This window comes from Francisella sp. SYW-9 (assembly GCF_008711465.1).
In the GTDB taxonomy this organism is placed as follows: domain Bacteria; phylum Pseudomonadota; class Gammaproteobacteria; order Francisellales; family Francisellaceae; genus Francisella.
Genome location: NZ_VXKQ01000016.1, coordinates 1 through 13,056, shown reverse-complemented (window position 1 = coordinate 13,056; position 13,056 = coordinate 1). Strand labels below are relative to the sequence as shown.

Below are 13,056 nucleotides of genomic sequence, written 5' to 3'. Positions count from 1 at the left end.
ATTACTCAAAGAGCATCATTATAATAGATAAGATAAGTAATACTCCTAAGGCTATGTTAAATATTCTTAGATGCTTTTCATCACTTAAAATTCTTTTTACAAAATTTCCTCCAAATAACCAAAAAGCTGTACAGAAAAATGAAACGACCATAACAATAGCTGATATTACAATCACTTGTGAAAATAAGCTCACATTCGTATTAATTATAGTATAAGCAGATATAACACTAATAGCCATCACCCACGCCTTAGCATTTACCCACTGGAATAATACAGCATGCTTAAAGCTTATAGGCTTACTCTCTTTTTCTGCATTAAAGCTAGTAGATGATGAAATTATTTTAAATGCCAACCACACCATATAAATTCCACCTATAGTTTTTATGACTAGATGAATTGTTGGATGGTTTATAAAGATAGATTCTAAGCCTGTACCAATAACCAAGACCATCAAAGGAAACCCAAGACATACTCCAATATAATGAGGAAAAGTCCTTCTAACACCAAACTTAATTGATGAAATTAATAACATCAAATTATTTGGACCAGGAGTAACTATGGTTGAAATACAGAATAAAAATAAAGGTATATAATAATGCATCTGCTAGAATCTTTTATTATTTAAGACTTTTAATTATAACTGGAAAAGAAAAAGCTACAATGATTTTTTAAAAAAATAAAAAGCTTAAACTAATTTATTTTTAATAGCTTTATATTTTTTCTAATCTAGGAGGATTCTAATTTATATGATTCATACTATTAAGTCTTCTAGTTTCAACCTGATTATTAGGAATTATAATAGCAATAACTAAGCCAATAACCCCTAAAATAACCATAAGTAAACATAACCCCTCCATAGCAGATAAATAACCCATTACAATAGTTGCTATCATTGGAGCAAACCCTGATAATGAAGCCCCAAAACCAAAACCTATTGAGCAACCTGTTGCCCTAACTCTAGGTGGGAATATCTCGGTATAATAAGGTGTTGAAACACCTTGAATCACAGCTGTTAATACTGCCATTAAAATAACCATTACTCCGATAAAAATTATATTATCAGTTTGCATATATATAATTATAGGGACTGATAATATAAGCAAAACTAAATATCCTAAAATATGAGTAATCTTTCTACCATATATATCTGATAAATACCCAAATACGGGCATTACAATACACATCGCTATGATACTTAAAGTATTAATAGCTAAAGCTGTTGATAAACTCAAGCCTAGCTGTCTTTCCATATATGTCACCATATATGTCACATCTAAATAATAAAGCATGGTTGCAGTTGTTGATAATACTAGTATTAAAAACAATCTCCATTTATAATGCTTAAATAATTCTTTTATTGGTTTTATTTCAAGATTTGTATTTTGTTCTTCTTCTACCTCTTCTTGAATTTTTTCATTTTCACGGAAAAATAAATACAACAACAATAAAACAAAACCTAACGCAAAAGGTATACGCCAAGAGTAATATTGCCACTCTTGGGGCAATAGATTAATACTTAAAAAGCTCACAAAAGATGCTATTAAGAAGCCAATTACTGAAGTTGAATATGCCATAGCTAGGCTAAACCCTCTATGCGTTTGGTCATCATCTTCAGATGTTATTGTCATAAGATTTCCAAACTGTCCTCCAGCGGATAATCCTTGAACAACTCGTACTATGACTAGTAAAATTGGAGCCCATATACCGAGGGTTTTATAGCCAGGTAAAAATGCCATAACAATTGTTGGTATTGCCATCATAATAATAGCAATATTCATAGAATAATAGCGTCCTAACTTATCTCCTAATCGACCAAAAAATATTGATCCAACAGGTCTTGCTATAAACCCTGCAGCAAATGCTCCAAAAGTAGCTATTAAAGCTACAAAAGCATCTTGATGTGGAAAGAATTGAACTGATATTATAGTGGCAAAATATCCATATAATGAAAAATCATACCACTCAATAATATTACCAAACGAATTTTTGAAAGTTGTTTTTATTTGATTAAACATAACCTGATTAATAATGGCCTACATAAAAAAGATAATTTGACCAATTATAAAAAGCTACTCCTTTTTGATTTTACTAAAATATGTAACTTATACCTTACATATATAAAATTCAAATATCAAATTAGCTAATACAGCACATTGTAATGGTAATATACCATTAATAGATAAGAGCTATGAAAAAATGATAAATTAAAAATTGAATATTGGAAATACTGGTAAGAATCCATTTTTAGCAAAATTAAGCAAGCCAATTTGTAGACCTGTGACATGCCCAGAAAAATTAAGCAAGCCAAATTGGAACAGTGTTGTATGACCTGCTATATTAACAAAACCTATGTCTGCACTTGAATTTTTTGAAGATATATTTACAGCAGACCAGTTTAATCCAGTAGTATCTGTAGTCAAATTTACTAAACCAAAGTTTGCACCGAAAATATTATTTACAATATTAACCCCTCCAAAATTTGCTCCTAAATCATCACCTTGGTGCCAGTTTAGTATACCAAATGAAGCTCCTGTAAATTTCTCTCTAACTCTGTTGGCACCAAAAAACACATCATACTCAAGCCCTGTAAAATTATCGACATCAGAAAGACCTAATACAGAAAAATTTACACCTTTAACATTAGCACTTTTACCATAAAGCAAATTTACCCTAGCTCCCGTAACATCCGGATTCCTAGGAAAATTTTTAAAGACCGATAACTGTACCGGCACTGAATCATTGCTTACGTTTGAACTAGGATCTGCATATACAAATGCACTTAGCGTAAATATTACAGTAATTGAAGTTATAATTTTTAAAAAGATATTTTTCATAATTATAAACACCTAAGCATTTTATTAATACTTACAGTTATAGATAATTAGAAAGATTATTGCAAGAAAATTAGTTAGAAAGATAAATATTATTCGTCGATTGAAACGAACTTACGGCTTAATGCACCACCAGTATGGAACTTAACAGTACCATCTTTAAGAGCAAATAAAGTATGATCTTTACCACAGCCTACGTTTACGCCTGGATGAGTTTTAGTACCTCTTTGACGCAGAATAATTGTACCTGCTTTTACAAACTCACCACCATATCTTTTAACACCTAAATACTTAGGGTTTGAATCTCTTCCGTTTCTAGTACTACCACCAGCTTTCTTATGAGCCATTTGTATACTCCTTAAATATTCTTAATAAAATTATAAACTAATAGATGAAACTTTTACCGCTGTAAAATACTGACGGTGACCTTGTTGCTTCATGCTGTGCTTACGACGACGGAACTTCATAATTTTTACTTTCTTGTTACGTCCTTGTTCTACAACTTCAGCTACAACTTTAGCACCTTCTACAACAGGAGCGCCTATTTTAACTTCGCCTTCTGCAGTTTGTCCCATTAAAACTGTATCAAATTCTACTTTCTCACCAATACCAAGATCAAACTTTTCAAGCTTAATTACTTCGCCTTCTTTTACCTTGTATTGCTTACCGCCATTTTTAATTATCGCGTACATATTAACTCCATTTATTAGATTTTAAATTCTCAGAACTGCCTATATTTGATATAAACTTCTGACTTTTTGTTATTATTCCAATTCGCCTAGATAAAAACTAGACACTGTATTATAACAAAAAATATAGTAATGACAAACATTAGATTGATCTTTTTGACGTTTTAGTTAAAAATACATGAATTAAAATAGCTCCAATTAAAACAACAGCTGCTACCATATATAATGCTAAAGATATTGAAGCTGTTGAGTCGATAATATATCCCACTAGATATGGTGTTACAAAACCAGAAAGATTACCTACCGAATTAATTATTGCGATTGCAATTGCTGCCGCCATACCGCTCAATATTGCTGCTGGTAAACTCCAAAATAATGGAATTAAAGTCAATATACCTGCAGTTGCTAATGACATAAACAGTAGTGCTAAATAAGTATTACCACCAAATAGTCCTATTCCAATAAAGCCTACAGCAGCCATCACACTTACTCCAATCAAATGAAATCTTCTTTCTTTAAAATAATCAGAGCTTGCCCCAACAACTATCATTACAATTACAGCGAATATATATGGTACTGCAGATATCACACCAATCATAAAAATATTTGTTATTCCAGAATCCTCAATCAGGGTTGGTAAATAAAAACTAATAGCATACAAGCCTGTAATTCCACAGAAATAAATCAAGGATAACCACCATACTCTAATGTCTAAGAATATAGCCATTTTTTTATATGACTGATGACTTAGCTGATCCTGTTCTAGTTGATTATTTAAATAATCTCGATCTTGCTGAGTTAACCATTTTGCTTTATCAATTGAGCTTAAAATTTTTGGTGCTAAAAAGCCCAAAATAATTGTAGGAATGCCCTCTATTAAAAACAGCATTCTCCAGCCATCATAATGATACTGGTTAAAAATATCCATTATAAAGCCAGAGATTGGACCACCTAATATACCTGAAATAGCTGTAGCACTAAAAAATATAGCTGTCACTTTTGCTCTTTTATACGAAGGATACCATTCAGATAGATAGTAAATAACTCCTGGGAAAAAACCTGCTTCTGCTAAACCTAAAGTAAATCTTAAGACATAGTACTCATTAGCTGAATTAATAAACATAGTACAAGCAGATAGAATGCCCCAAACCACCATTAAAAAACCTAACCACCTACTTGGGCCAATCTTAACTAAAAGATAATTACTAGGAACTTCAAAGATAAAGTACCCGATAAAGAAGATACCTGCTCCAAAACCATAAACTGTTTCTGATAGTGATAAATCAGAAACCATCTGTATTTTAGCAAATGATACATTCACCCTGTCCAAATATGCTAATGTATAGCAAATTAAAAGAAATGGCATAATCCGCCAGCTAACTTTTTTATAAATACTATCGTTCATAATTCAGATATTTAATTATTATTAAGTAGTAAATTTAATTATATGAAATATTCAACAAATAAAATACAATAGTTTTAGCTACTTAAATCATTATAAGATAACTCTATGAAAATTATAATCGCTCCTGATTCTTTTAAAGAATCTTTATCTGCTAATGAAGTCTGCAATGCTATAGAGAAAGGCTTTAAAAAAGTAATTCCTACAGCACAATATATTAAAATACCTGTTGCAGATGGAGGAGAAGGATCTCTTGATGCTATATCAAAAAACTTAATTTCGTCTGAGAGAGTCAATATTAAAGTCAAAGCCCATCTTGGTAACATCATCTTGGCTAATTACCTAATTAGTAAAGATACAGCAATTATAGAATTAGCCCAGTGTTGCGGCTTAAATTTATACGCCAAGAATCAGCGAAATCCTCTAAAAGCAAACACATATGGCTTTGGTCAAATTATTAAAGATGCTTTAGATAAAGGAATTAGAAAGTTTACTCTAACTTTAGGTGGTAGTGGAACTAATGATGCTGGTATTGGCTTATTACAAGCACTAGGGGTAAACTTTCTTAACGATAAAAATAAAGCAATCACAGATTGCTGCCCAGATAATTTATCTAGCATAGAAAGTATTGATTTAAGTGACTTTGATAGTCGAATCAAAGACTCAGAATTTAATATAGCTTGTGATGTAAATAATATTCTATGTGGTAAAAATGGCGCAACTCATACTTTTGGAAAACAGAAAGGGCTCGCTGATAACCAACTAGATGAAGTAGATAAAAAGATAAAAGTATTTGCAAAGCTATGTGAAGAAAAATTAAATAAAAATTACGAAAATATTGCTGGTGTTGGAGCCGCAGGTGGTGTTGGCTTTGCTTTAGCAACTTTTCTTGATGCAAAGCTTGTCTCTGGAGCAGAGCTCATTTTAGAGACTATCCAATTTGATAGATATCTAAATAATGCAGATATAGTCATAGTCGGTGAAGGCAAGATGGATAAGCAAAGCTTATATGGAAAAATTCCTATTACCGTTGCTCAAAAAGCTAAAAACCATGATGTCAAAAAAGTAATCGCAATAGTTGGTAGCTATGAACTTAAAGATGCTGATTTAAATAACTCAGCTATAGATGCTATATTTTCATGTATAACTCACTATACAGACTTAGAAACTATCCTTAATAGTGCAGCTGATAATATTGAGCAAACAGCTACGAATATAGCCAAGATTATTATCTAATAGTTTAGAGATTTACTTTTAGCTAAAATAAACAAGCATTTTATTTTAAAACAACTACGTCACACTTAGAATTATTTACGATATAGTCAGCAACAGAACCTATTCTCGTGAATAAATTATGCTTATGCCCATTTAGACAAATCATATCAACATTTAATTCATTAGCCTTATCTAGGATAGATGCTCTGATATCAGTAGATATATCAATAATTAAATTATCTTCACTTAATCCATGATTAGAAAGTATAGGTAAAAGCTTTTCCTTTGCATTATTAATCATTTGCTCCTGAATATCCTCTTCTTTAGAAAGATTATAAGAAAAGTATGCAGGATATGTACTAACTAGTGATTGAATATAATGTGCTATAGTAAGCTTAGTATTATTTTGTTTTGCTGAGTCTATAACTTTCTGAATAGCTTCTTCAATATTTTTATCTGAAACATCTATTGCATATAAAACGTGATTATATTTAAACACTTTATTCACCTTCTTAAGTTCATTTAGATTTACAACTAGTATTCAACAATTTAGCCAATAATCAATGGCAAATAAATTGCTTTATACTTTCTTAACCCAGTTGACTCATCTTTAATTACTCAGCCAATAGTATTAGTTATCCTCAAATGTCAAAAGTAAACTCCTAAAGATTTTTTAACTAACACTATTACACTGTTTTATTAAAAACTAAATAAATTTAAATTCTGATAAATACCCTCAACTGGGCTATATTAAAAATATTAGATAAACCGACTATATAATTCAAATTATCTTCAGCAATATTTACATACTTAGAAAATGATACTTTAGAACATGGGTTAGACTTTATAAATTATTAGTTTTGACATAAACTTCATGCCATAAAACTATCTTATTTTCACTGTTATACTTTAACCATAATATTGCCTCAAAAGTATCTACAGAACCATCAGCTCGAGTAACTTTTACCAGCATAGGTAATACAACTGATTTATCATCAACAATTGTATCTTTAACAACATAATCAATATCTTTTATTGTTGCTCTAAACCCTTGTAAAAACTCTAAGTATGCTTGATGATCAACGTTAAAATAGCTTCTACTATTAGCAAAAACATCAAACCTATCTGCAAAAACTTGTGATATCTTTTCAATGCTAAGATCGCTATTATATGTTAAGTATTTCCTATTCCACTCTAATAGCTTATTTGTTAATTCAATCATAAATCACCCTCTTTTTTATAACACCAGCAATCTACCAAATGATCATTGACTAATCCTGTAGCTTGCATATAGGCATAAATAATTGTCGGTCCTACAAAGCTCATACCTCGCTTATTTAGGTCTTTTGAAATTTTTTCACTAATATTAGTATATGCTGGTACATCTTTATGAGATTGCCAGCTATTTTTTATTGGTTTATGATTTACAAATGACCATAAATAGTTACTAAAGCTCTCAAATTCTTTTTGGATCTTAAGAAACACTTGAGCATTCTTCCTAGTAGAATAGATCTTTAATTTATTACGGATAATTTTAGGGTTTGATCGTAAAGAGTCTAGCTCTGCATCCGACATATTAGCAACTTTTATAGGATCAAAATTATAGAAAGCATCCCTATAGCCCTGACGTTTTTTTAGTATAGTTTCCCAATTTAAACCAGCCTGAGCTCCTTCTAATATAAGAAGTTCAAAAAGCTCTCTATCATTATACTTAGCAATACCCCACTCAGTATCATGATATTCAGCGTAGATTTCTTGGCCTTTTCTATCACCAAAACAACGATTTTTGATTTCCAAACTATCACTTAAAATTTCAGATATCCATACCTAGATTATAGACTATCTTATATATAAAAGAATAAATTTATCTATTAGCTATTAAGGTTTGGGTAAATCCAGGAGGCAACTGTGTCTTAATATACTTTAGAAACTTTTCACTAATAACTTCCTGGAGATTCTCTTCTTTATAAGGAGGAATTTCAAGATTTTGATGTTCTTCGACTAATTTTGGCCAATTAGGGTTACCTATAGCAGCCCTTCCTAAGGTTACAAAGTCTAAACCTAAATCAATAGCTTGTTGTGCTTGTTTTGGAGTATAGATACCTCCACCAGCCATAAGTACTACATTTGATCCTAATCTATCACGAACATAACTAACTATAGATTTTGAATCAGCCTGAGAGCCATTAGTAGATGTTGAAACATCCACTAATGATAGGTTAATAAAATCTGCTCCTAATTTAGTTAAAGAGTTTGCTATACTTATCATTTCATCAAGATCTAGACCATCACCCATTGGAGATAATTTAACTCCAATAATAAAATCTTCTGGAACACAAGATCTACAAGCTCTCACAACATCTAGCAACAGTTTAGAACGACCTTTCAAATCTCCCCCATACTCATCATTACGTAGATTTGTTGTAGTACTAATAAACTGTGTAAACAGGTATCCATTAGCTGCGTGAATTTCAACTCCTGAGAATCCTGCTTGGTAAGCTCTTTTAGCTGCATCTGCAAAATCTTTTACCAAGTATGCTATCTATATAGCTTTAAGAGATCTTGGAGCTTCAAAATCTGGAACTGGTAAATGAAACTCACTCGCACTAGTTGGTTGAACTCCAGTTATGCTTTGAGGAGATCGCGAGCCTCCGTGAAATAATTGAACTATACCAATAGCAGCATGTGATTTAATCATACTTGCTAATTTCTTTAACTCAGGAAGAAACTTATCATCATAAATAGCCATTTGTCCTTCCCAACTTTGCCCTGTTTTTGATACATGACTAGCACATGTGATAATCGTGCCAAAGCCACCTTTAGCTAGTTTTTCTAACCATGAATATTCTTCATAGCTTACAACACCATCATGACAGCTTTGCATTGTTGTCATAGCTGAAACAACAAACCTATTTTTTACTACTAACTTATCTTTAAAATAAGGTGGTGAAAATTTGTACATTTTATAACCCTTAGTACTTTACTTAACTTTATATGCTTATAATTTATAGGAGTTTTTATGTTAGAAAAAGCTGATGATTTCGAAAAGAGTATTCGATTTTTTTATATAGTTTAAATTAAATATTTAGCGCTTCTTATGTAATAATTACTACTAATAAACTCAGTAAAATAGTCATAGTACTGCCATGAATGATACATTATTCCCATATCGCGTATTTCAAATCTTAGCTAAGACAAATAGTTTTACAAAAACAGCTCAGATCTTAAACCTTGCAAACTCATCAGTCTCAAGGACAATTCAGCAGCTTGAGCAAGAGCTAAATATTGAACTAGTCCAACGTAGCACACGACACATAAAACTTACTAATGCTGGAGTTATATTTCTTGAAGCGATTAATGCTATTTTAAATCAATTTGATAATACAAAAAAAAGGCTTCTAGACAATACCAACTCTTCTAGCGGTATTGTGAAAATCACTTCACCTTGGTATTTTGCACATGAATATATTGCTCCTATAATAAAAGATTTTGAAAAACAATATCCTCAAATTAAGATTATTGTAGATTGCACTTCTGAGTGGCTTAACTTAGAAACATCAAGCTACGATATATTTATTCGTGCTGGAAAAATTCATGATTCAAACTTTTTAGTAAAAAGACTTTTTTCATATGATTATCGTTTAGTTGCATCACCTGAGTATATTAGAGAACATCCAGAGATTATTTCTGCTGAACAACTAAAACAACATAATTTATTAGTGCTTAAACTAAGTAGTGCTTATCATACGTGGCTATTAAAATGTAATGACCTTGAGACTCGCCTAAATCCTAGTGAGTATTCAAATCTAGAAAGCAATAGTACTGAATTAATTTTTAAATCAGCACTAAATGGTGCTGGTATAGCACTACTCCCAAAACCTCTTGTTGAACCATATATAGAAAATAAACAGCTAATTAGCATACTTGATGACTATCAAGTCACGGCAAACCACTTTGAAAACAACGTATATTTACTTTATAACAAACAAAGCTTGCTACTTAAAAAGAATAAAATTGTTATTGATTATCTATATAAAAGAATTAGAAACTCTTAATAAAAATAATATTGAAAAATTAAAAGAAATACTACCAAAAAATAATTTATATTTAGTTAACCTCAGTTAGGAATTAAAAGCATTGTAAATTAAAGGTTTGAGATGTTTTTTTAGGTTAAAATAAGCGAAAAACCTTTAAACTCTGACAATAATGATAGATCAACTTATTTCAACCTTTTGCCGTATAGACGACTTTTTTATTATTTATCATAAAGAATTACAAAGCAAGTCAATTGATTACAAAAAGAAAAAGGCTGGTTTAAAACGAAGTTTATCTTTAAGTGAAATAATGACTATTTTGATTATGTACCAAGCAGTTAAATATAAAGATTTTAAAACTTATTATATCGAGTTTATAAAAATCTACTGGAAACAGTACTTTCCTACAGCTCCATCATATAATCGTTTTGTAGAATTAATAGATATAGCAATGTCATCTTTAATAGCCTTTATATCAAATAACCATGGCAAACATACAGATTTATATTTTATAGATGCTACTAAGCTACCTGTTTGTCATAATCTAAGAGAGTCAAGACATAAGGTGTTTAAGGGTTTAGCTGCTAAAGGTAAGACTAGTACTGGATGGTTCTTTGGCTTTAAGCTTCATCTATTAACTAGTCATATTGGTGAAATTGTCAGTTTCAATATTAGCCCGAAAAATAAAGATGATAGGAGTTTTTTAACTAAATTATGCAAAGGACTTAAAGGATTGGTATTTGGTGATAGAGGTTATATCTCTAAAGATAAAACTCAAATACTTGAGCGACAAGGATTAAAGCTTATAACTACACTAAAGAAGAATATGAAAAAAGTTCCTAGAACTAGGTTTGAAAAGCTATGTTATCTAAGAGGTCGATCATTGAGACTATTTTTGATTATCTCAAAAATAATCTGACTTTGTGGCATACTAGGCATAGATCTGTAAACAATGCTTTTACTCATCTATGGCTGCTCTAGCTCTGTTCATTATTAGCCCAATTAAAATCAATAACTACAAGTATTTAGATATGAAATAATTATCGAACTGAGGTTAAATAAGTATTTTCTACCCTGTACCTTCATTAATGTTCATATAAAATATTATTCCATAATTTTATCATTTACTCGGTTATAAAATAAAATATGAAACAATTATCTCAATTAGATATATTATCTTTTGCTATTGATTTACAAGCTTATCTAACACTTAGATCATCTGAAGGTAATAAAAAAACTATCTTTGGTAAATATAATAAAACTGATAAATTAGATGCTTCTAAAAAATTACTAGCTTTGCTAGAAGGTAAAGACATTAGTTTTACTGATAATGAAATATCAATCATAAGGAATGGTAGACTTGGAAATCTTTGTAGAAAGTTTGCTAAAAAACATGGTTTTACAACATTGAGAGAATTTCTTAAAAGTATTGAGTTTAAAGATTACACAAGTAAAAATATATCTCATGATTTAAAGGTTGATACTAATAAATGTACTGAATTTCTTAGTAATGAAATTAAAAATAACAACTACACAATTAAAGATGATTTATGGAAAAATGCAAAAACAGTGCAAGCTGATCAAACTTTTCTAACTAAAATTAATGGGCTTATAGATTTATGCTATAAATTTTGCAAGGATCAAGTTGATGATGAAATTTTTACTAAAACACCTTTTCATAAATGGACTTTAATGGATAGGTATAATAACCCTCCAGTTATGGAGTTTTATGTTTTGGGAAATTTTTATTATGTATCTGATAGAGTTCCTAGTAATGGCGAGTTAAGATCAGATAATTTTTTAAATATTATGAAAAAAAATCCTAATTTGAATATCACTTCTTTGATAGAGGAATATCCTTTTGATTTAATTTTCATGATTTCAGAGTGTCAGCAAATAGTAACTAAATTAAAGGAAATGGAAATGGAAACTAAAAATTCAGATAAGAATAAAAATTTGAGGGCATTAATATTTAAAAAATATTATGGATATTAGGTTCCATAAACAAAATTTTTGCATAAAGATGTTAAGTGTATTTAAATGGTTTTGCGAAACAAATAACACACTTAACATCTATGGAATATTATATATCAGAATCAAATTGGTCAACAATTTTAACTTTTCTTAGAAATCAAAAAGGCTTACATACAAAAAATAAAGTTAAGCTTAGAAAATTTATAGAAGCAGTTTTTTTATATTCTAAAAACAGGTGCCCAATGGAAATATCTTCATAAAGAGTATGGTAATAGTAGAGCTATCCATAAACGTTATAAATATTGGGCTGACAAAGGAATTTGGAATAATCTAATGATCCATGTTTCAGATGTTGATTCACTATCTGTCAAAGCACATGCATGTGCTAGTGGCTATGAAATAAATGGTAATCAAACTAATGCATTAGGTAGAAGTGTTGGAGGTCTAACAACAAAGATCCATACTCTCACTGATGCTTTAGGTAATCCTGTAAGGTTTATAGTAACTGCTGGTAATGTTCATGATATTTTACCTTCGCAACAACTTTTACAAGGAATAACAAATGCTTATATTCTTGCTGATAAAGCATATTTTTCTGAAGAGAACATAAGATTCCTTAAGAAAAATAAAGATAAGCCTGTGATTCCTGCTAGAGAAAACTATACTAAAAATCATGATATCGATTGACATATATATAAAGAAAGACATTTGATTGAGAACTTTTTCTCTAAAATTAAGCATTTTAGAAGGGTTTTCTCTAGATTTGATAAAACTTGCTCTGCTTTTCTTGGCTTTGTGGCTTTAGCTAGCACATTTATTTGGCTTAGATAATTTTTTGTTCATGGAACCTAATCTTACCTATTGACGCTAGCGAAAAGTTTTAGTTTTGATAAAATTGTTTTGATAATTTT

General features: G+C 30.3%; 13 protein-coding genes and 3 pseudogenes. 6 read left to right on the top strand and 10 right to left on the bottom strand.

The features are described from left to right. Nucleotide 1: 1 nt before the first annotated feature. The 6 genes from F3D62_RS07785 to F3D62_RS07760 all read right to left on the bottom strand — a co-directional run bounded on the left by F3D62_RS07785 (nucleotide 2) and on the right by F3D62_RS07760 (nucleotide 4,925). Nucleotides 2-601 carry a LysE family translocator gene (locus tag F3D62_RS07785; RefSeq protein WP_150467689.1) on the bottom strand — a complete coding sequence of 200 codons (600 nt, stop codon included), beginning with the start codon at nucleotides 599-601 and terminating at the stop codon, nucleotides 2-4. A 136-nt stretch (nucleotides 602-737) separates the two neighbouring features. Then, complete coding sequence (locus F3D62_RS07780; protein ID WP_150467688.1) at nucleotides 738-2,015, bottom strand: MFS transporter; 1,278 nt, start codon at nucleotides 2,013-2,015, stop codon at nucleotides 738-740. Nucleotides 2,016-2,204: 189 nt separating this feature from the next. Next, nucleotides 2,205-2,834, bottom strand: a complete 630-nt coding sequence (locus F3D62_RS07775; RefSeq protein WP_224732657.1) for an LA_2272 family surface repeat-containing protein — start codon at nucleotides 2,832-2,834, stop codon at nucleotides 2,205-2,207. Nucleotides 2,835-2,923: 89 nt separating this feature from the next. Continuing rightward, nucleotides 2,924-3,178, bottom strand: coding sequence for a 50S ribosomal protein L27 (gene rpmA / locus F3D62_RS07770; protein ID WP_072711881.1), 255 nt, complete (start codon nucleotides 3,176-3,178; stop codon nucleotides 2,924-2,926). Between the two features lie 30 nt (nucleotides 3,179-3,208). Next, on the bottom strand, nucleotides 3,209-3,523 hold the full coding sequence (gene rplU, locus F3D62_RS07765) for a 50S ribosomal protein L21 (RefSeq protein ID WP_150467687.1): 315 nt from the start codon (nucleotides 3,521-3,523) through the stop codon (nucleotides 3,209-3,211). Nucleotides 3,524-3,662: 139 nt separating this feature from the next. Next, nucleotides 3,663-4,925, bottom strand: a complete 1,263-nt coding sequence (locus F3D62_RS07760) for an MFS transporter (protein WP_150467686.1) — start codon at nucleotides 4,923-4,925, stop codon at nucleotides 3,663-3,665. Between the two features lie 105 nt (nucleotides 4,926-5,030). On the opposite strand from F3D62_RS07760, the gene F3D62_RS07755 reads away from it, so the two are divergent. After that, nucleotides 5,031-6,158 (top strand): glycerate kinase, encoded by a 1,128-nt coding sequence (locus tag F3D62_RS07755; protein WP_150467685.1) that lies wholly within the window; start codon nucleotides 5,031-5,033, stop codon nucleotides 6,156-6,158. A 40-nt stretch (nucleotides 6,159-6,198) separates the two neighbouring features. Here the strand turns inward: F3D62_RS07755 and F3D62_RS07750 are convergent, their stop codons facing one another. The 4 genes and pseudogenes from F3D62_RS07750 to F3D62_RS12940 form a co-directional block, all read right to left on the bottom strand. Continuing rightward, complete coding sequence (locus tag F3D62_RS07750; protein WP_191092564.1) at nucleotides 6,199-6,636, bottom strand: universal stress protein; 438 nt, start codon at nucleotides 6,634-6,636, stop codon at nucleotides 6,199-6,201. A 345-nt stretch (nucleotides 6,637-6,981) separates the two neighbouring features. Then, nucleotides 6,982-7,359 (bottom strand): hypothetical protein, encoded by a 378-nt coding sequence (locus tag F3D62_RS07745; RefSeq protein WP_150467683.1) that lies wholly within the window; start codon nucleotides 7,357-7,359, stop codon nucleotides 6,982-6,984. Further along, a complete protein-coding gene (locus tag F3D62_RS07740; RefSeq protein WP_150467682.1) occupies nucleotides 7,356-7,934 on the bottom strand; it encodes a DNA-3-methyladenine glycosylase I in 579 nt (192 codons plus the stop codon). The genes F3D62_RS07745 and F3D62_RS07740 overlap by 4 nt, the downstream gene beginning before the upstream one ends. 67 nt (nucleotides 7,935-8,001) lie before the next feature. Then, nucleotides 8,002-9,099: pseudogene (locus tag F3D62_RS12940) on the bottom strand (NADH:flavin oxidoreductase). A 184-nt stretch (nucleotides 9,100-9,283) separates the two neighbouring features. On the opposite strand from F3D62_RS12940, the gene F3D62_RS07725 reads away from it, so the two are divergent. The 5 genes and pseudogenes from F3D62_RS07725 to F3D62_RS07710 all read left to right on the top strand — a co-directional run bounded on the left by F3D62_RS07725 (nucleotide 9,284) and on the right by F3D62_RS07710 (nucleotide 12,976). Further along, on the top strand, nucleotides 9,284-10,192 hold the full coding sequence (locus tag F3D62_RS07725; protein WP_150467679.1) for a LysR family transcriptional regulator: 909 nt from the start codon (nucleotides 9,284-9,286) through the stop codon (nucleotides 10,190-10,192). A gap of 151 nt (nucleotides 10,193-10,343) precedes the next feature. Further along, nucleotides 10,344-11,059 (top strand): annotated as a pseudogene (locus F3D62_RS07720) (IS982 family transposase); the annotation flags it as partial. A 3-nt stretch (nucleotides 11,060-11,062) separates the two neighbouring features. Continuing rightward, nucleotides 11,063-11,152: a hypothetical protein gene (locus F3D62_RS13240; RefSeq protein WP_411961318.1), complete on the top strand. Its 90-nt coding sequence runs from the start codon at nucleotides 11,063-11,065 to the stop codon at nucleotides 11,150-11,152. Nucleotides 11,153-11,317: 165 nt separating this feature from the next. Continuing rightward, complete coding sequence (locus F3D62_RS07715) at nucleotides 11,318-12,166, top strand: hypothetical protein (protein WP_150467678.1); 849 nt, start codon at nucleotides 11,318-11,320, stop codon at nucleotides 12,164-12,166. Nucleotides 12,167-12,246: 80 nt separating this feature from the next. Beyond that, nucleotides 12,247-12,976: pseudogene (locus F3D62_RS07710) on the top strand (IS5 family transposase). Nucleotides 12,977-13,056 lie beyond the last annotated feature (80 nt).